The following is a 19,422-nucleotide window of genomic DNA, read 5'->3' as shown; positions in this document are numbered from 1 at the left end:
TACGGCTCATAGTGTCTTGGTGGGCCGTTTTCGCCGATACGCTTCGCAGGCGGCGCGCGGCTGCCGGTAGGCCGGAAACTGGCGTTGTCGAGGAAGTGCGATCGATGTCCACGGCACCGGGATAAGGCAAGACCAGATGCGGCGACACCGGCCGCGATTGCAATTCCTGGGCCGGCCACCCCGTTTTTCCTCGCCCGTGTCTTGGCAATGACGACGAAACGGCGAACGGCGGCAGCCCCTCCCTCACCGCAAGGTAGAGTAGAGCAGAACTCCGCAGGAGTAACGGATCACCCGAGCCTTCTACCGACACGCGGATGGATTGTATCGTCTTTCCTGCAGCGTGTGCGGCGATCTTTCGTCGGCAAAGAAAGCACTCGGAATTGCCTGCCTTTACCCGCAAAAACCATCATCCGGGCGCTCACAAGCCTGATAGCCGTTCTGCCGCTGCTCGGAGGCGTCTCTTATGCCGCACCCTGCGTGCGGCTTGAAGGCGCCGTGTACAACGATCTGAACCGGAACGGCGTTCTCGACGCCAACGAGCCCGGCATCTCCGGCGCGCGCGTTCATGCCGGCATGGGCCTGGATGTCACGACCAATGAAAACGGCCGCTATACGGTCGAATGCGCGGCAAAACCGGACACCCGCATCGTGGTGAGGCTCGATCTTCCTGCTCCCTACAAATCGACGACGCCGAATCCGGTCGTGGTGCGGGTTTCCGACGAAATGTCGGTTCTCCTTTTCGGTGCGGCGCTTGATCCCATGCAGCTCAGGCTCTGGGACGAGACCTTCCGGCCGGGAAGCATCAAGCTGACGAATTCCGCGCTTGCCGATCTGGAGAAGGTCGTGAGCATGCTGCGCGACGGCCGGTCGGAAGTCGAGATCATCTATGCGGGAGCCGAACGCAATCCGACGCTCGTGCTGGGCCGCATCCGCTTTGTCGAGGAGATCGTCTCCGCCCTGTGGCGCGCCCAGGGAGAGCACTGGTCGCTGCGGATCACGCGGCAGTGGAGGGTGGAAGAGCACCCGCCATCAATGCTCCTCCGCGAACCGCGCCCGTAGCACCGCCGGCAGTGCCTCGGGCAGATCCTCGGCGATAAGGCCGGGGCCGAAGGCTCTTCCCGCCTCCGCGTGCAGGTAGACGGCGGCGCAGGCTGCCGCGAAGGCGGGCATGCCCTGCCCCAAAAGCCCGGCGATCATCCCGGCAAGCACGTCACCGGAGCCTGCCGTGGCGAGATAGGGCGTACCGTTCGCGTTGATGACCGTCTCGCCGTCCGGTGCGGCGATCACCGTATCCGGACCTTTCAAGAGCACAATCGCCCCGCTCATGCGGGCAGCCTCACGCGCCATCTCCAGCTTGGACCGCCCGTCCGCGGCAAGGTCGGGGAACAGGCGCTTAAACTCGCCCAAATGCGGCGTCAGCACGACATCCCCGCCGCTCGCCTTCACCGCCTCGAACAGCCGATCCCGAGAGTCGGCGAAACTCGTGATGCCGTCCGCATCCAGCACCAGGCTTGCGGCAGGTACCTCCTCGCGCGGGCGCAAAAGAGTCTCCACAAAAGCGCATGCCTTCTCTCCCACCCCGAAGGCCGGACCGAACACATAGGCCTGCGGTACCCGCTCGTGCTGGAAGGCGGCAAGCTCCTCAGCCTCCTCCACACGCCTCAGCATGATGGCGGTCAGGTGCATGGCGTTGACCGCCATCGCGGCCGCCGGCGAAAGCACGGTCACCGCGCCCGCTCCGATGCGCAGCGCGCCGCGCGCAGCAAGCCGCGCCGCGCCGGTGGCGGAAGGCCCGCCCGAAAATACGGCCACATGGCCGCGACGGTATTTGTGCGTATCCGCCTCGGGCCGGGGCAGCAGCGTAGCCCAGATCGCCGGGTGATTTTCGCGACAGTGCGGCCGGATGGTCTCAAGGACCGCCTCGCCGATGCCGATATCGGCCACCACGGTCTCCCCGCAAAGAGCCCTGCCTGGATAAAGCAGATGCCCTGGCTTCTTGCGGAAGAAGGTGACGGTAAGCTCCGCCGCGATCGCAGTACCCAAAATCGCGCCGCTGTCGCCCGATACACCAGAGGGAAGGTCGACCCCGACCACCCGTGCCTTTGCCGCCGACGCTTTTTCGAGAACGACGGCGTAAATGCCCTCGACGGGTCTCGCAAGACCCGCGCCGAACAGGGCATCGATCATCACCCTGCCCTGCCGCGGCTCGAAAGCATCGAGCGGCCGGGCCTCCACCGGACATTCCTCCGCCGCCCGCGCGGCGTCCGACCCTGGCCGCGGCGCTTCTGTGCGCCATAGGTTCACATCGAGGCCCCGCTCGCGCAGAAGCCGCGCGATCACATAACCGTCACCGCCATTGTTGCCCGGCCCGCACAAAACATCGTAGCCGGCGGCATCAGGGAAGCGCGCCAGCACTTCCGCCGCCACCGCTGCACCGGCGTTCAGCATCAGGCGGAAGCTCTCGAAGCCTCCGGTTTCAACGGCCAGGCGGTCGGCCCGGCCCATTTCTTCCGGCGTCAGAATTTCGTGCATCGTTCGTCTCTCCCCATCGCGCATATTGGCCCGGCTGCGAGCCTTCGTAAACGGAGACACCGATTGCCTATTTCTTTTGCAGGGTGCACATTTTGTAATCATAGATTACTGTGGTTCTGCCGCGCTTGGGCTTCTTGTGGGTTCGACTGTCTGATGGCCGGTCCTGTGCGCCACCCTGCAGCCGCAGGGGCAAAAGCAGCGGCAAAACCTGCCACCGGTTCCCTTGTGGCCGGTTGGCATGGTTCCTGCATACCAGAAGGCGAAGCGGGGCGGGCCCCGCTTTTCAAGCAATCGGAGGCCGCCGAAACATGAAGAAGATCGAGGCGATCATCAAACCGTTCAAGCTCGACGAGGTGAAGGAAGCGCTCCAGGAGGTCGGGCTTCAGGGCATCACTGTCACTGAGGCGAAGGGCTTCGGGCGTCAGAAGGGGCACACCGAACTCTATCGCGGCGCGGAATATGTCGTTGATTTCCTACCCAAGGTGAAGATCGAGGTGGTGCTTGCCGACGAGATGGTCGAGCCCGCCATCGAAGCGATCCGAAAGGCTGCCCAAACGGGCCGGATTGGCGACGGGAAGATCTTTGTCACCAATATCGAAGAGGTCATCCGCATCCGTACCGGCGAGACAGGCCCGGATGCCGTGTGAGGCGCGCCCGAAACCGGTTGCTAGAAAATTGTCATACACAGGGGTTGTAGAGAAATGACGACAGCACAGGACCTTTTGAAGCGGATCAAGGACGAGGAGGTGAAGTTCGTCGATCTGCGCTTTACCGATCCGAAGGGCAAGCTCCAGCACGTGACCATGGACGCAAGCGCGGTCGATGAGGACATGTTCGCCGACGGCGTGATGTTCGACGGCTCGTCCATCGCCGGCTGGAAGGCCATCAACGAATCCGACATGGTCCTGATGCCGGACACGGAATCGGCCCATATGGACCCCTTCTTCGCGCAGTCCACGATGGCCATCATCTGCGACATCCTGGATCCGGTGTCGGGTGAATCCTACAACCGCGACCCGCGCGGTACGGCCAAGAAGGCGGAGGCCTATCTGCGCGCCGAAGGCATTGGCGACGCCGCCTATTTCGGCCCTGAAGCCGAGTTCTTTGTCTTCGACGACGTGAAATACAAGGCTGATCCCTACAACACCGGCTTCAAGCTGGATTCGACCGAACTGCCGTCCAACGACGATACCGACTACGAGACCGGCAACCTCGGCCACCGTCCGCGCGTCAAGGGCGGCTATTTCCCCGTCCCGCCCGTGGATTCCGCGCAGGACATGCGCTCCGAGATGCTCTCCGTCCTGGCAGAGATGGGCGTCACGGTCGAGAAGCATCACCACGAAGTGGGTGCTGCCCAGCACGAGCTCGGCATCAAGTTCGATACGATGGTGCGCAACGCCGACAAGATGCAGATCTACAAGTATGTCGTGCACCAGGTGGCCAACGCCTACGGCAAGACGGCAACCTTCATGCCCAAGCCCATCTATGGCGACAACGGTTCGGGCATGCACGTGCACCAGTCCATCTGGAAGGAAGGCAAGCCCACCTTCGCCGGCAACGAGTATGCTGGCCTGTCGGAAACCTGCCTCTACTACATCGGCGGTATCATCAAGCATGCCAAAGCGCTCAACGCCTTCACCAACCCGACCACGAACTCCTACAAGCGTCTGGTGCCAGGCTTCGAGGCGCCGGTGCTGCTCGCCTACTCGGCGCGCAACCGCTCGGCCTCCTGCCGCATTCCCTTCGGCTCCTCGCCGAAGGCCAAGCGCGTGGAAGTGCGCTTCCCCGACCCGGCCGCCAACCCGTATCTCGGCTTCGCGGCCATGCTGATGGCGGGCATCGACGGCATCAAGAACAAGATCCATCCCGGCCAGGCCATGGACAAGGACCTCTACGACCTGCCGCCGAAGGAGCTGAAGAAGGTGCCGACCGTCTGCGGGTCGTTGCGCGAGGCGCTGATGAGCCTCGACAAGGATCGCGCCTTCCTGAAAGCGGGCGGCGTGTTCGACGATGACCAGATCGACGCCTATATCGAGCTGAAGATGGCCGAGGTTCTGCGCTTCGAAATGACGCCGCACCCGGTCGAATTCGACATGTACTATTCGGTCTGACGTCCCGAAGATCAGTCTGGAAGACCAAGGCCCCGGAGTTCCGCTCCGGGGCCGATTCATGAGAGGAACCGGCGCTTTTGCTTGGCGGGTAGCGGTCGTCAGATAACGCCGAGCGACCAGTCCACGATTTGGTTTGTGACGAGCCCGAAAGCTTGGTCCAGAGCGGCGACAAGCGCCTGACTGCCCTCGCCCGTTATCGGTACCGAAGCGGCAAAGCCGCGCGAAGCACGAACGGTGCCGTTGCGATCGTCGAGAATGCGGACGAATAGCTCCACATGGGCGTGATCGCTGCCGCTGCCGACGCGCACCTCGAAGGCGCGGATGTCAACGATGATCTGGTAATCGATCGCCAACCCCTCGCCGGGCCGCCCCACGCCGCCGACACGGCCGGACTGCTGATAGGCCTTCACCAGCTCGTCCTGCACGAGCCGTGGCAGTCGGTCGGACCAGCGCGCGCCTCTCAGCACCTGCAGGGCCCCGTCCGCCCGCCGTATGGCAATGTTCTCGCCGTCGAATAGCGCGATGGCAGCCGGTTCCGGCACCAGAAGCTGAGCGCGCGAAATGCGGGGGCCCTGTGAGGAAGGTGGGGGCACGCGCAGATCGTAGGCATCCACCGGCCGTGGCCCGAAACCCGGAATGGCAGCGCATCCGCTGAGCAACAGCGCAAGAACCGCCACCCCATAACGAGCAGTTTTCACAGCCATCCCTCTCCCGAAAAGCGGATCGGCTCCGCCGAAAGACTTACTTCTTGCGGGCGCGGCACAGGCTTGTCAACGTCGCACCCGGCCGTCGTACTGGCGGATCGTGCCGTCCCCGCCCGTGATGATGCGCTGCGGATTCTGCTCGAACTCGCTGACCGCCCGCTCGATGCGCGAGATGGAGCGCCGGGCGTCCCTGACGAGCGCCTCCATGTTCCGCAGGCCCTGATCGGAAAAACGCGACAGGCCTTCGGTGATGGTGCCGATCCGCGCGTTCAAGGTATCGGCCACCTGCCGGTAGGCCCTGAGCGTCTCGCTCGCCTCCGCAAACAGGCTTTCCCCGTCGCCCGAGGCAAGCAGGCCGTCGACCTTCGCCAGGACACCATCCACGCGCACGGAGGCGGCATTGAGCCGGCTTGCAAGCTCCCGCGCCTCGGTGATGAACCGGTCGATATCTTCCGTGCGGGCGCCGATGGTCTCGCTCACCCGGGCGATGTCCGTGGACGCGCGATTGATGGCGGTGCTCGCTTCCTCGAAATTGCGCACCGCCGTTCCCACAGATTCAGGCTCCACCTCCTCCAGGATGCGGTCGACGCGCGCCAGCGTCTCGTTGGCGCGCTGCGAAAAGGAGCCGAGCGATTGCACCGCCTCATCCACACCGGAAGCGATCGTCTCGAACCGCTCGCTCGACTGGTTCAGGCGCTGTGTAAACCCGTCCACGTTTTCCACAATTTTCGCAATGCGATCGCGGTCCACCGCGGTGATCAGTTCCTCGGCGGCGGCAAGCGTCGAATCAAGCCGGCCGGAAACCCGGGCAACGGTATCCGAGAGATTGCCCACGCTCGCGAGGAAAGCATCGATCCCTTCCGCGTTGTGGCCCAGCGCATTGGTGAAGGTCTCGATATTGCGGATCGTCTCCACCAGCGGCCCCCGCGCTTCCGTGACAAAGCCGTCCAGTTCGTCGAGTATCGAATCGGCGCGCGTGAGCAGGCTTTGCGCTGTCTGGAGCAGATTGCTGACGGCCGAGGGACTGGCAACGATCTCCGCAACCGTGTCCTGCTCTTCCGCAACGTCAAGCAGATTAGGCTCTGAAGGATCGCCGCCCCTGAGCTCGATATTGGCCTGGCCCGTCAGGCCGGCGAGGCCCACATCGGCGCGCGTGGACCGCGTGATCGGGGTCAGCCGGTCCACCATGGCATCGGCAATGGCAATGCTCGGGTTGCTCGGATTGAGATAGACGCGCTCGATTTCGCCGACCCGCACGCCGTTGAAAAGCACGGCGCTTCCCCTGCTTAGGCCGGAAGCTGAACCTGGAATGTGAAAACGAAGGGGCGCCATCTCGCCACGTTCGCCCACGCCCGACGTCCAGTAGATGAAACCGAAGGCGGCAAGGATTGCGAGAAGGGTGAACGCCCCGACGACGACGTAATTCGCCTTTGTTTCCATCGCTAGCTATCTTCTTTCATCCGAGCCGCCGGCCGCACCACCTGCCGGGCGCGTTTGCCCCGGAAGTAGGATTTTACCCAAGGCTCCTCGCTCTTCATCATGTCTTCCACGGTGCCGTGGACCAGAACCCGCTTCTTTCCCAGAACCGCAATGCGGTCGCACACGGTAAGCAGGCTGTCGAGATCGTGTGTCACCATGTAAACGGTAAGTCCCATGGTATCGCGCATTTTGGCCACCAGCTCGTCAAATTCGGCAGCGCCGATCGGGTCGAGGCCGGAGGTCGGCTCATCGAGGAAAACGATATCGGGATCGAGCGCAAGCGCGCGTGCAAGCGCGGCGCGCTTGATCATGCCTCCCGATAGTTCCGACGGAAATTTGTTGGCCGCCTCCCGCGGCAGACCCACGAGCTCGATCTTCAGAAGCGCCAACTCATCCATTAGCTTCTTCGGCAGATCGATATATTCCCGCATGGGCACCTGCACGTTCTCGAGCACCGTCAGCGCGGAAAACAGCGCGCCGTGCTGGAACAGGACGCCCTGGCGCATGTCGATCAGCATCCGTTCCGCATCGTCGAGTTCCGCCAGATCCCGTCCGAACATGCGGATCGTGCCCGCTTGCTTGCGCACAAGCCCCAGGATCGTCCTCAGCAGAACGGATTTCCCCGATCCGGAAGCCCCGACAAAGCCGAGTATTTCGCCGCGATAGACGTCGAGCGACAGGTTCTCCAGAACCGTCGTCGTGCCGAAGCGTACGGTAACGCCCTCCGCCGACAGGACGATTTCTCTGCCGTTCTCCGTCTCCGCCGCGCGCGGAGCTTCGGTCTGGTCTTCCTCAGCCGTCGCCATCAGAAGTCAATCGCTGCGTAGAATATGGCAAACAGTCCGTCGACCACGATTACGATGAAGATCGCCTTGACCACGGACGCGGTGACACGCCGGCCGAGGGATTCCGCGCTTCCGCCGACTTTCATTCCCTCCACGGAAGCGATGATGCCGATGATCATCGCCATGAACGGCGCCTTGATGAGGCCGGCGAAGATGCTGGTCAGATCGATCGCGCCGCGCAGCCGGTCGATAAAGGCGCTCGGAGGAATGCCGGAGTACCACCAGGCTATCAGCATGGCGCCGCCCAGCGCCGCGCCGTTTGCAACGATGGTGAGGCACGGCAGCGCAACCACGAGCGCCACGAGCCGCGGGAAGACCAGCACGCCGACAGGATTGAGGCCGATGACGGTAAGTGCATCCACCTCCTCGCGCATTTTCATCGAGCCGATCTCGGCCGTGATCGCGCTGCCGGAGCGGCCCGCGATCATGATGGCCGTCATGAGCACGCCCAGCTCGCGCAGGATCAGGATGCCCACCAGATCCACAACGAAGATTTCTGCGCCGAAATAGCGGAGCTGGAAAGCACCCTGCTGAGCGATGATCGCACCCACGATCGCCGACATGAGCACGATGATGGGCACCGCCCCCACCCCCATGCGGTCGATCTGGCTCGCGATCGCGGCCGGATTGACCGAGTTCCTGCGGCCAAGCTTCATCTGCGCCCCGCTGATGGTGGCGCCCAGGATGTGAAAGCCATAGAGCAGGTCGTCGCGGATGTCGTAGACCGAGCGGCCGACCGCGGCCAGAGCGCGCGAGATCCAGCCGTCGCTGTGGGTTTTGCGCGGTATGTCGGGCTGTTCGGCCGTGGGCGCGACAGCGTCAAGCAGGATGCGCGCCGCTTCCGACTCGCCCGTCAGCTCCACTTCGGCCCCGCGCCGCCGCTGTTCGAAGACGAGCCGCGCCACGAGCCATGCCCCGGCGGTATCGAGTTGCCGGACATCACCAAGATCGATATGAACGCGCTTCGCCTCTTTCTTCAGGAGATCGCGCATGTGCCGGTCGATCACACCGGCGGTGCGCGTCGTCCAGTCGCCGGAAAGGCGGTATGTGATGAACCCGTCTTCTTCCTGAAGCTCCACGCGCGGCAGCGACGCTCCCGGAAGCGCTGCCGACCCGCCGCTCAGCCTCGATGCCTTGAACAACATGGCCAATATCCTTAGAGCGAAGCGGCTGAGAAGCAAACGGGGCCGCACGTAAAAGCGTTGTATAGCTTCAACGGCCGCACTCCCGCGGCCTTCCACGAGGGCATCATGTCGCGCGAACTGATCGTCGAGACCGAAAACTTTCCCATTGCCGGCGTCTTCCGAATCGCACGCGGTGCCAAGACCGCGGCCGAGGTCGTCACCTGCACAATCTCGCAAGGGAAGGTGCGCGGACGCGGTGAATGTGTGCCCTATACGCGCTATGGCGAGTCGGTGCAAAGCGTGCTCGAACAGATCGAGGCAATTCGCGCCGAGATTTCCCGGGGAATGGACAGGCAGGAGCTTCAAGAGAGAATGCCCGCTGGGGCCGCCCGCAACGCGCTCGACTGTGCGTTATGGGATCTCGAAGCGAAGCTTAGGGGCGAGCGCGTCGCGGACATGATCGGCAGCAGGTCCCCCCGGGCGTTGGTGACGGCCCAGACCATCTCTCTCGGCACACCGGAGGAAATGGCCGCCCAGGCGCGCGCGCATGCCGCCCGTCCGCTCCTGAAGATCAAGGTCGGCGCCGAAGACGATGCCGCCCGTATGCGCACCGTGGCCGCCGCCGCGCCTCAAAGCCGCCTCATCGTGGACGCCAATGAGGGCTGGACCGAGGCCAATCTGGAAGAAAACCTTCGCGCCGCGGCCGCCTGCCGTGTTGAGCTGATCGAGCAGCCGCTGCCTGCCGGCAAGGACGCTATCCTTTCGGAAATCCCGCATCCGGTCCCTATCTGTGCCGACGAGAGCGTGCATGTCACCGAAGATCTCGACAGGCTCGCGGGCCTGTACGATGCCGTCAACATCAAGCTGGACAAGACCGGGGGACTCACGGAAGCCCTCATCCTGCGGGACAGGGCGCGCGCCAAAGGCTTTTCCATCATGGTCGGAAGCATGGTCGGAACCTCGCTTGCGATGGCGCCTGCCGTGCTGCTTGCCCAGGATGCGGATTTCGTCGATCTGGACGGGCCGCTGCTGCTTGCGCGCGACCGCGTGCCAGGCCTTACTTATGATGGTGCTACCGTCTCGCCGCCCGAACCCGCCTTGTGGGGATGAGCAGGCCAGCGCCGCTTGCCAGGCGTGGCGCGGACGGGTAGACGATGCGCGAAGGAGAAGCTCATGGATTTGGGCATCAAGGGTAGGAGTGCTATCGTCTGTGCGTCGAGCCGGGGTCTTGGCCGCGGCTGCGCCATGGCGCTGGCGGAGGCGGGCTGCAATCTCGTCGTAAACGGCCGTGATCCGGACCCGTTGAAACGGACGGCCGAGGAAATCCGCGACCGGTTCGGCGTTCAGGTGACCGAGGTTGCCGCCGACGTTTCCACCGCCGACGGGCAGAAGGCGCTGCTTGCCGCCTGCCCGGAGCCGGACATTCTCGTCAACAACAACGCCGGTCCGCCGCTTCGGGATTTCCGCACCCTTTCGCGTGCCGATATCCTCAAGGGCATCGAGCAGAACATGGTCACGCCGCTCGAGCTCATTCAGGCCACGGTGGACGGCATGATGCGCCGCGGCTTCGGCCGCATCGTCAACATTACCTCGCTTTCCGTCTACATGCCGATGTTCGGCCTCGACCTGTCATCCGGGGCGCGGGCGGGGCTCACCTCGTTCCTCGCCGGTGTGGCGCGGCAGGTGGCCGCCAGCAATGTCACGATCAACAATCTTCTGCCGGGCAAGTTCGAGACGGACCGGCTGCGCGACAACATCCGTGTCGGCGCCGAAAAGGCCGGGGTTTCGATCGAGGAACGCACCCGGCAGCAGGCAGCCGAAATCCCCGCCCGCCGCTTCGGCACGCCGGAGGAGTTCGGCCGCACCTGCGCCTTCCTGTGCTCGGTCCATGCCGGCTACATCACGGGCCAGAGTATCCGGCTTGATGGCGGCCTTTTCCCGAGTGCCTTCTGAGAATCAGCACGACCGCATGTGGCGGCCAAGGTCCTGAGAGGAGAAAGAACTTGAAACTCTTGCGTTTTGGCAACAAGGGCGCGGAAAAGCCCGCCGTCCTCCACAGTGACGGCACCATCAGGGACGTTTCCTCCCTGGTCTCCGATTTCTCGCCGGAAACCATCTCGCCCGCGCTCCTGCGCATCCTCGCCTCTGCCGAAATCGGCTCCCTGCCCGAGGTGCCGGCCGCAACCCGCATCGGCGCGCCGATCTCCCGAACCGGGCATTTCATCGCCATCGGCCTCAACTATGCCGACCACGCGGCCGAATCCGGCATGCCCATTCCCAGCGAGCCCGTCGTCTTCTCCAAGGCGCCAAGCTGCCTTTCAGGTCCCAATGACGATGTGATGCTCCCCAAGGGCTCGGTGAAAACCGATTGGGAGGTGGAGCTTGCCGTGATTATCGGCGAGCGCTGCGACTACGTGGAGGAGAAGGACGCACTCTCCAAGGTTTTCGGCTACGCCGTCTGCAATGATGTGTCTGAGCGCGAATATCAGGCCGAACGCGGCGGCCAGTGGATCAAGGGCAAGAGCGCACCCACCTTCGGCCCCCTTGGCCCCTGGATCGTCACGGCGGACGAGGTGCCGGACCCGCAGAACCTCGACATGTTCCTCGACGTCAATGGCGAGCGCCGTCAGAACGGCAACACGAAGACGATGATCTTCTCCGTCGCGCACATCATCTCCTACCTGTCGCGCTTCATGGTGCTGGAGCCGGGTGACGTGATTACCACCGGCACGCCGCCGGGAGTGGGAATGGGCATGAAGCCGCCGGTCTACCTGAAGGCCGGAGACGAAATGCGGCTCGGCATTACAGGGCTTGGCGAGCAGCGTCAGCGCGTCGTCGAACGGTAACAGGGGTGAGTGAAATGGGCGGCGCCAGCCGGGGCAGGAAACCGTGACGGACAAACGTTCGGATCTCGACGAAGCCGCCCTTTTCTTCCATCGCTATCCCGTCCCGGGAAAGCTGGAGATCCAGCCCACCAAATCGATCGGCAACCAGCGCGATCTGGCGCTTGCCTATTCGCCCGGTGTCGCCGCGCCCTGCCTCGCGATCCACGAGGACCCGCGGCTTGCCGCTGAATACACCTCGCGCGCCAATCTCGTCGGCGTCGTGTCCAACGGCTCCGCCGTTCTCGGCCTCGGCAATATCGGGCCACTTGCCTCCAAGCCGGTGATGGAGGGCAAGGCCGTACTCTTCAAGAAATTCGCCGGCATCAACGTCTTTGACGTGGAGATCGACGCGCCGGACGTCGACCGCATGGTGGAAACCATCGCGGCGCTCGAGCCCACCTTCGGCGGAATCAACCTCGAGGATATCAAGGCGCCCGAGTGCTTCGAGGTCGAAGAACGCCTCAAGTGCCGCATGAACATACCCGTCTTCCACGACGATCAGCACGGCACGGCGATCATCGTGGCGGCCGCGGTGCTTAACGGGCTGGAGCTGGCCGGAAAGGACATCGCGACGGCCAAGATCGTCACGTCCGGCGCCGGCGCGGCAGCCCTCGCCTGCCTCAACCTGCTCGTATCCCTCGGTGCCAGAGCCGAGAACATCTGGGTGACGGACCGCCACGGCGTCGTCTATCGCGGCCGCACCGAGGAGATGGACCGCTGGAAGGAACCCTATGTCAAGGACACGGCGGCGCGCATGCTCTCCGAGGTGATTGACGGCGCAGATGTTTTCCTCGGCCTTTCGGCGGGCGGCGTGCTGAAGCCCGAAATGCTGGAGACGATGGCCGAACGCCCACTGATCCTGGCGCTCGCCAATCCCGTCCCAGAGATCATGCCCGAGATCGCGCGCCAGGCGCGCCCTGATGCCATGATCTGCACCGGGCGCTCGGACTATCCAAACCAGGTCAACAACGTCCTGTGCTTCCCCTATATCTTCCGCGGTGCCCTAGACGTCGGCGCGACCGCCATCAATGAGGAAATGAAGCTCGCGGCGGTGCGCGCCATCGCCGACCTCGCCCGGGAAGAGCCTTCGGACATCGCCGCCCGCGCCCTGTCGGACGAGGCGCCCGTGTTCGGGCCCGACTACCTCATCCCGTCGGCCTTCGATCAGCGGCTGATCCTTCGCATTGCCCCGGCGGTGGCGAAGGCCGCCATGGATTCGGGTGTGGCGACCAGGCCGATCGAGGACATGGAGGCCTATCTCGACCGGCTCAACCGCTTTGTCTTCCGCTCGGGCCTCGTGATGAAGCCGGTCTTTTCGGCTGCCAAGCAGGCGGGGCAGAAGCGGGTCATCTACGCGGACGGCGAGGACGAGCGCGTGCTTCGCGCGGCCCAGGTGGTGCTTGAGGAAGGTCTCGCGCAGCCCATCATCATCGGGCGTCCACATGTGGTGGAGACGCGGCTCAAGCGCTACGGCCTCAAGATCAGGCCGGACAAGGATTTCGAGATCATCAATCCGGAGGACGATCCGCGCTACCGCGCCTATGTGGACTTGCTCATCCGCATTGCCGGCCGGCGCGGCGTGACGACGGAGACGGCGCGCACGCTGGTGCGTACCAACACCACGGTCATTGCCGCCCTGGCGATCATGCGGGGCGAGGCCGACGCCATGATCTGCGGGCTGGAAGGCCGCTTCGAGCGGCATCTACGCTATGTGGACGCCATCATTGGGCGCCGCCAGGGCGTGAAGGACCTGTCGGCCCTGTCCATGCTGATCATGCAGCAGGGCGCCATCTTCCTGACCGACACTTACGTATCGGTCGATCCGTCGGCGGAGGAAATTGCCGAGATGACGGTGCTGGCCGCGGAGAAAATTCGCCGCTTCGGCATCGAGCCCAAGGCGGCGCTGCTTTCCCACTCCGATTTCGGGTCGCGCGATTCCAAGAGCGCGCTGAAGATGCGCCGCGCGGTCTCGATCCTCCGCGAGATTGCGCCCGACCTGATGGCCGACGGCGAAATGCACGGCGATGCAGCGCTGTCGGAGGATCTGCGCCAGCGCATCTACCCCCACTCGGTTTTGAAGGGAGAGGCCAACCTCCTGGTCTTCCCGAACCTTGACGCGGCAAACATCACCCTCACCACGGTAAAGGCGATGACAGATGCGCTTCATGTGGGCCCCATCCTGCTCGGTGCTGCGCGCCCCGCGCATATCCTTTCGCCTTCCGTTACGTCCCGGGGCGTGGTGAACATGACAGCCTTCGCCGCCGTCGAGGCCCTGCAGAGTCAGACACCCCCACTTGTTGCGGCAAACGATTAGGGTCGGATACCGACGGTCCCTATGGCCGCCGGGACAGAACGCCTTCCCGCCCTATCAGAGGCAGAAGGTCCGCAAGTTCAGGCCCCGCCTCCAGGCCCGTCAGAGCAAGCCGCAGCGGCTTGAAAAGCGCCCTGCCCTTGCGGCCTGTTTTGGCCTTCACGCGATCCGTCCACGCGGCAAAGGTGCCGCGGTCCCACGGCTCGGGTGGCAGAAGGTCGAGGGCCGCGTTCACGAAGGCGCCGTCTTCAGCCGAAAGCGCGGGGCGCTCCGGCCCTTCCCGCACCACCTTCCACCAGAACGCGGCATCCGGAACCTTGTCGATATTGCCGCGCACGACGTTCCAGAACGCTTCGGCCTGCCGCCCCTTGATCCCCAGTTCCTGCAGACGGGGTCTAGCCTCCTCAAAAGGCATGGAATGGATAAGGCTCCGGCTCAGCATCTGAAGCTCGGCGGGATCGAACTTCGCGGCGGACTTCGAGCTCGAAGCCGGATCGAAACGCGACGCCAGCTCGTCCATATCGCGGCAGGCGGTCACAGCCTCGGACGTGCCGATAAGCACCGCAAGGGACGCCACCGCCATCGGCTCCACGCCGGTTTCCCTGAGGCTGGCAATCGAAAGCGATCCGGTCCGCTTGGAAAGTCCCTCGCCCGTCGCGGTGGTGAGCAGATTGTGATGGCCGAAGGCCGGGGCCTCTGCGCCCAGAGCCTGGAAAAGCGCGATCTGCGCGCCCGTATTCGTCACATGGTCGTCGCCGCGGATGATGTGCGTGATGCCAAGCTCGATATCGTCCACCACCGAGGGCAGCGTGTAGAGGAACGTACCGTCCTCCCGCACCAGAACAGGATCGGACATGGAGGCAAGGTCCACAGTCTGCTGCCCGCGCACGATGTCGTTCCACTTGATCTCGGTGCGCTGCGGCGCGAATGGATCGTCATCGAAATTGGGCAACAGGAAGCGCCAATGGGGCTTGCGCCCTTCGGCCTCGAATCTTGCCTTTTCCTCCTCAGTAAGCTTCAGCGCCTCGCGCCCATAGACCGGCGGCAGGCGGCGCGAGAGCCTGATCTTGCGGCGCAGCTCCAGCTCTTCCGCCGTCTCGTAGCAGGGGTAGAGCAGCCCCGCTTCCTTGAGCTTTTCCACCGCGCGATCGTAGAGCGCAAAGCGTTCGGACTGTCGCACGACAAGGTCCGGCTTGATGCCAAGCCAGCTAAGGTCCGCCTCGATCTGGTCCGCATATTCCCTGCGGGAACGTTCCTGATCCGTGTCGTCAAAGCGCAGCACGAAGCGGCCGCCCGCCTTTTTCGCGAACAGCCAGTTGAACAGTGCCGTACGGGCATTGCCGATGTGAATCTGCCCCGTCGGAGACGGTGCGAAGCGGACGGTCACACTCATGGGCTTCAGCTAGCCGAGGCTTCCAGGCTTTGCAAGGCGCGGGCAGCAAGCCGCCGAGAAACCGCGAGCATCAGAGTGGCTGCGCCGATGCAGTAGACCCCCATGGCGGCGATCTGCAACGGATAGGACACGCCGATGTCGATCAGATAGCCGGTGAGGCCCGGCCCCAGCGCCGTCGCCAGCACCATCACCGCCACGATCATAGCGCGCACGGCCCCAAGGTGCCGTGTACCGTAGATTTCCGGCCACAGTGCGCCCATCAGCGTGGAGGAAAAACCGTTGGAAAGCCCCAGCAGCCCCATGAAGACAAAAACGCTCCACTGCCCCTCGAAGGAGGCAAGCACGAAGCAGGCGAGCGCCAGCGGCAGCAGAAAGGCTGGCAGCGTGCCCACGGCCGAGAAGCGGTCGATAAGCTGACCGCTGACCAGGGCGGAAATGACGGTCGCTGCGGCGGAGACGGTGAAGGCCGAAGCGAAAATCTGCAGTTCCCAGCCGCGAATCTCCACCAGGTAAACCTGATGGAACGCGATGGTCGTGCCGATGAAGCCCGGCGCCATCACGCCCATGAGCAGCGCATAGAACAGCGGATCGCGGACGACTTCCGCCCTCGTCCAGTCGCGGCTCGTCGTCACGCGCGCCTGCGGGTCGGTGGAGCGCGGCTTGCGCTCCACCGCCATCAAGGCCGCGATCACCGGCAGCGCGACCGCAAGAAGAACCATGGCGCCAAGCAGCCATCCGTTGCGCCATCCGAGCAGGCCGGCCACCGTCACGAAGGTCAGCGGAAACAGGGCTTCGCCCGCATTGTGGCCGAGCGTGGTGATGGAAACCGCGCGCCCGCGCTGGGCGGCAAACCACCGCCCCATGGCGGTGAACGCGTTTTGCGTCATCATGCCCTGGCCGAACAGCCGCAAGAGATAGATGGTAAGACAGAGAAACAGGATCGACTGCGAAAGGGCCATGAAGACGCAGGCAAGTGCCAGCATGGGCACCGTGATCAGGGTGACGGTGCGCACGGAATGGCGGTCCACGATCTGCCCCAGACGCGTGAGCGTGAAGGCGCTGGCAAGCGTTGCCAGCATGTAGATCATTCCGAAATCGCCGTGGGAAAGGCCGTATTCCGCCCGGATGTTCCCCGCCGAAATGGAGATGAAGAACGTCTGGCCGAAGGACGAGAAGAAGGTGAGCAGAAAGCCGCCCGCAACCCAGCGTGCGTTCTCGCGCAGGAATTGGAGAAACGGCATGTTCTGCTTCCTTCGGGCTCCAGGGGCGGGTGGCTAGCTGCGGTCCCGGAACCTGTTCGTAATGGGATACCGCCGGTCGCGGCCAAAATTCTTCTTCGTGATCTTCACGCCGGGTGCGGCCTGTCTGCGCTTGTATTCAGCCACATAAAGCAGATGCTCGACCCGATGCACCAGCTCGCGATCGAAACCCCGCGCCACGATCTCGTCCACGCCCATCTCGTTTTCGACCAGGCATTCGAGGATTTCGTCGAGCACCGGATAGGGCGGTAGCGAGTCCTGGTCCGTCTGGTTCTCGCGCAGTTCCGCGGACGGCGCCTTTTCGATGATGTTCGCCGGGATCACCTCGCCCGAAGGTCCGAGCGCGCCGGGCGGCACATTGGCGTTGCGCCAGCGGCAGAGCGCGTAGACCTGCATCTTGTAGAGGTCCTTGATCGGGTTGAAGCCGCCGTTCATGTCGCCGTAGAGGGTCGCGTAGCCCACCGACATTTCCGACTTGTTGCCGGTGGTGATGACCATGGCGCCGAACTTGTTGGAAATCGCCATCAGAAGCGTGCCGCGCGCCCTGCTCTGCAGGTTTTCTTCTGTAATTCCCGGCTCCGTCCCCTCGAAAAGGGGCTTGAGCGTACTCATGAAGCCTTCCACAGGCTCGAAGATCGGAACGATGTCGTAGCGGCAGCCGAGCGCGCGGGCGCAGGCCTCCGCATCCTGCAGGGACTCCTTGGATGTGTAGCTGTAAGGCATCATGACCGCCCTCACCCGCTCCTTGCCCAGCGCGTCCACGGCAAGGGCGGCGCAGAGCGCCGAATCCACGCCGCCTGAAAGGCCGAGAACGACACTGCTGAACCCGTTCTTGTTCACATAGTCGCGCAGGCCAAGCATGCAGGCGCGGTAGTCCGCCTCCTCTTTCTCTGGGATGATGGCCATCGGCCCGTCCGAGCACACCCAGCTTTCGCCTCGCCTCTGCCAGGTGGTGACGGCCTGAGCCTCCTCGAACTGGCTCATCTGAAAGGCGAGCGACTTGTCGGCATGAATGGCGAAGGACGCGCCGTCGAAAACCAGCTCGTCCTGCCCGCCCAGCATATTGGCGTAGATGATCGGCAGGCCGCTTTCGATGACCTGCCTGATCGCCACCTGATGACGCACCTCCACCTTGCCGCGATAATAGGGCGAGCCGTTGGGCACCAGCAGGATCTCCGCGCCCGATTCGGCCAGCGTCTCGCAGACATCCATCTGCCCCCAGATGTCCTCGCAGATGGGGATGCCCAGCCGGATGCCGCGGAAGTTCACTGGTCCCGGCAATCCCGGCCCGGGCTGGAAAACGCGCTTCTCATCGAACTCGCCGTAATTGGGCAGGTCGAGCTTGTGGCGCTCGGCGATTACCTTCCCGCCGTCGAGCACAACTACGGAATTATGAACGCCGCTGTCGCGCTTGAGCGGCGTTCCGATGATGACGCCGGGGCCACCATCGGACGTCTCGGCCGCGAAGGCGTTCACCGCCGCCTCGCAAGCCGTCAGGAAGGCGGGTTTCAGAATGAGGTCCTCCGGCGGATAGCCGGAGATGAACAGCTCGGTAAAGAGCACGAGGTCGGCCCCCTGCCGAGCGGCTTCGGTGCGGGTCTCGCGCGCCTTGGCGAGGTTGCCCGCGATGTCGCCGACAATCGGGTTGAGCTGGGCAACGGCGATGCGAAAGACGTCAGGTGCAGCGTTCATGGCGCTCCTGTAGCCCGCGACCCGCGGCCTGGCAAGAATGACCGGTCAGTAGCCCGAAAGACCCAGCGGTCCCTCGCCCCGGTCGAGGATGACTGGAATGATCAGGTCCTCCTCGTCGTAAAGGTGCCGGGTCAGCATGTGGATCAGCCGCTCGTTCTCGTCCGCATAGGCGTCGGCCGCAAAACGCTGTCTGTCGGCATTCTGCTGCAGGGCAAGCAGGAATTCGCGCCCCTTCTCGGCGTTGCGCTCCAGCGCCTCGTGGATCACATGATGGTCGCTGTCCAGAATGTCGAACCCGCGCTTCAGCCGCCGTTCCGCCTCCGCGAAAATGGGGAAATAGTGCAGATCCTCGATCTGGTGATGGCCGTGAAGCTGATGCAGGAAGAAGCGCAGCCGCGGCGCGAACCAGCGCGAGAAATCGGCGGGCGACAACCGCCCCTCCCGGTAGTCTCCCACGCTCGCCTGAAGCATGCCGCCCAGTTCGCGGAACATGTCGTGCCGCTGCAACCAGAACCGGGCCGTGTCGCCCAGATTGGCATGTCCGTCCCAGATCTCGCGCGGATATTTCTCCACGAGAAAACGCAGGTCGGGCGGCAGCCCTTTCCGGTTTTCAAGCAGAAAGTCGTTCGGAAGCTCGGTCATTCATCCCTTCCAGCAGATCAGCCGGCATCACCGGCAACGGGAACATCCGGCCTCGAGCGGGAGAACTGCGGCAGCCCGTCATCGATCTCATAATAGTCGCCCTTGTCGGCCACGAAGATATGCGCCTCGCCCGCAAGCCCGCTCGGCTGATCCAGGCTACCTGCGAGAAACGAAGTGACACTCGCGCCGTTGCGCTTCCAGAACAGCGCCGATCCGCACCTGCTGCAAAAGCCCCGCCTAGCGAAATCCGACGCCGCATACCAGGTGAGATTGTCCGCCCCTTCCACCGTAAGCTGCTCGTCGGCAGCGTTCGTTGCGGCATAGAAATGGCCCGTCTGCTTGCGGCACTGCGAGCAATGGCAGTAAACGATGCCGCGCAGGGCACCCTTCACACGATACCGCACCGCGCCGCATAGACAGCCGCCAGTCCTGATCTCATCCATTC

General features: G+C 63.9%; 17 protein-coding genes. 7 read left to right on the top strand and 10 right to left on the bottom strand.

Annotated elements, in window-relative coordinates; all coding sequences use genetic code 11:
• Positions 1–495 precede the first annotated feature (495 nt).
• Positions 496–1,059, top strand: a complete 564-nt coding sequence (locus tag NYR54_RS12325) for a hypothetical protein (RefSeq protein WP_261515962.1) — start codon at positions 496–498, stop codon at positions 1,057–1,059.
• On the opposite strand, the gene NYR54_RS12320 is transcribed toward NYR54_RS12325, so the two are convergent.
• Positions 1,030–2,532, bottom strand: coding sequence for an NAD(P)H-hydrate dehydratase (locus NYR54_RS12320; protein WP_261515961.1), 1,503 nt, complete (start codon positions 2,530–2,532; stop codon positions 1,030–1,032). The two genes, NYR54_RS12325 and NYR54_RS12320, sit on opposite strands and share 30 nt — an antisense overlap.
• Positions 2,533–2,840: 308 nt before the next feature.
• Between NYR54_RS12320 and NYR54_RS12315 the strand changes: the two genes are divergently transcribed.
• Together NYR54_RS12315 and glnA are read left to right on the top strand one after the other, a co-directional pair.
• Positions 2,841–3,179 (top strand): P-II family nitrogen regulator, encoded by a 339-nt coding sequence (locus NYR54_RS12315; protein WP_261515960.1) that lies wholly within the window; start codon positions 2,841–2,843, stop codon positions 3,177–3,179.
• Between the two features lie 54 nt (positions 3,180–3,233).
• Positions 3,234–4,643, top strand: coding sequence for a type I glutamate--ammonia ligase (gene glnA, locus NYR54_RS12310; protein WP_261515959.1), 1,410 nt, complete (start codon positions 3,234–3,236; stop codon positions 4,641–4,643).
• 98 nt (positions 4,644–4,741) lie between these two features.
• Here the strand turns inward: glnA and NYR54_RS12305 are convergent, their stop codons facing one another.
• From NYR54_RS12305 to NYR54_RS12290, 4 genes are all read right to left on the bottom strand, one after another.
• A complete protein-coding gene (locus NYR54_RS12305; protein WP_261515958.1) occupies positions 4,742–5,347 on the bottom strand; it encodes an ABC-type transport auxiliary lipoprotein family protein in 606 nt (201 codons plus the stop codon).
• A gap of 66 nt (positions 5,348–5,413) precedes the next feature.
• Positions 5,414–6,787 (bottom strand): MlaD family protein, encoded by a 1,374-nt coding sequence (locus NYR54_RS12300; RefSeq protein ID WP_261515957.1) that lies wholly within the window; start codon positions 6,785–6,787, stop codon positions 5,414–5,416.
• 2 nt (positions 6,788–6,789) lie between these two features.
• Positions 6,790–7,632 (bottom strand): ABC transporter ATP-binding protein, encoded by an 843-nt coding sequence (locus NYR54_RS12295; RefSeq protein WP_261515956.1) that lies wholly within the window; start codon positions 7,630–7,632, stop codon positions 6,790–6,792.
• Positions 7,632–8,816, bottom strand: coding sequence for an ABC transporter permease (locus NYR54_RS12290; RefSeq protein WP_261515955.1), 1,185 nt, complete (start codon positions 8,814–8,816; stop codon positions 7,632–7,634). The genes NYR54_RS12295 and NYR54_RS12290 overlap by 1 nt, the downstream gene beginning before the upstream one ends.
• A 105-nt stretch (positions 8,817–8,921) precedes the next feature.
• On the opposite strand from NYR54_RS12290, the gene dgcA reads away from it, so the two are divergent.
• The 4 genes from dgcA to NYR54_RS12270 all read left to right on the top strand — a co-directional run bounded on the left by dgcA (position 8,922) and on the right by NYR54_RS12270 (position 13,994).
• Positions 8,922–9,905 (top strand): N-acetyl-D-Glu racemase DgcA, encoded by a 984-nt coding sequence (dgcA, locus tag NYR54_RS12285; protein WP_261515954.1) that lies wholly within the window; start codon positions 8,922–8,924, stop codon positions 9,903–9,905.
• Between the two features lie 63 nt (positions 9,906–9,968).
• The gene (locus tag NYR54_RS12280; RefSeq protein ID WP_261515953.1) at positions 9,969–10,748 is read left to right on the top strand and encodes an SDR family oxidoreductase; all 780 of its coding nucleotides are present in this window, start codon (positions 9,969–9,971) and stop codon (positions 10,746–10,748) included.
• 50 nt (positions 10,749–10,798) lie between these two features.
• Complete coding sequence (locus tag NYR54_RS12275) at positions 10,799–11,641, top strand: fumarylacetoacetate hydrolase family protein (RefSeq protein WP_261515952.1); 843 nt, start codon at positions 10,799–10,801, stop codon at positions 11,639–11,641.
• A 43-nt stretch (positions 11,642–11,684) separates the two neighbouring features.
• Positions 11,685–13,994 (top strand): NADP-dependent malic enzyme, encoded by a 2,310-nt coding sequence (locus tag NYR54_RS12270; protein ID WP_261515951.1) that lies wholly within the window; start codon positions 11,685–11,687, stop codon positions 13,992–13,994.
• 19 nt (positions 13,995–14,013) lie between these two features.
• On the opposite strand, the gene gltX is transcribed toward NYR54_RS12270, so the two are convergent.
• From gltX to NYR54_RS12245, 5 genes are read right to left on the bottom strand one after another with little or no spacing between them, the layout of a single operon-like run.
• The gene (gene gltX, locus NYR54_RS12265; RefSeq protein ID WP_261515950.1) at positions 14,014–15,384 is read right to left on the bottom strand and encodes a glutamate--tRNA ligase; all 1,371 of its coding nucleotides are present in this window, start codon (positions 15,382–15,384) and stop codon (positions 14,014–14,016) included.
• 5 nt (positions 15,385–15,389) lie between these two features.
• Complete coding sequence (locus tag NYR54_RS12260) at positions 15,390–16,625, bottom strand: MFS transporter (protein WP_261515949.1); 1,236 nt, start codon at positions 16,623–16,625, stop codon at positions 15,390–15,392.
• Positions 16,626–16,658: 33 nt separating this feature from the next.
• Positions 16,659–18,335, bottom strand: coding sequence for an NAD+ synthase (locus NYR54_RS12255; protein WP_261515948.1), 1,677 nt, complete (start codon positions 18,333–18,335; stop codon positions 16,659–16,661).
• Positions 18,336–18,380: 45 nt separating this feature from the next.
• Positions 18,381–18,977 carry a hemerythrin domain-containing protein gene (locus tag NYR54_RS12250; protein ID WP_261515947.1) on the bottom strand — a complete coding sequence of 199 codons (597 nt, stop codon included), beginning with the start codon at positions 18,975–18,977 and terminating at the stop codon, positions 18,381–18,383.
• A gap of 17 nt (positions 18,978–18,994) precedes the next feature.
• Entirely contained in the window at positions 18,995–19,420 is a 426-nt protein-coding gene (locus NYR54_RS12245) for a GFA family protein (protein ID WP_261515946.1), read from the bottom strand.
• Positions 19,421–19,422: the final 2 nt, after the last annotated feature.

This window comes from Chelativorans petroleitrophicus (assembly GCF_025398195.1).
GTDB classification, from domain to species: domain Bacteria; phylum Pseudomonadota; class Alphaproteobacteria; order Rhizobiales; family Rhizobiaceae; genus Chelativorans; species Chelativorans petroleitrophicus.
This window is presented reverse-complemented; position numbering and strand designations above follow the sequence as displayed.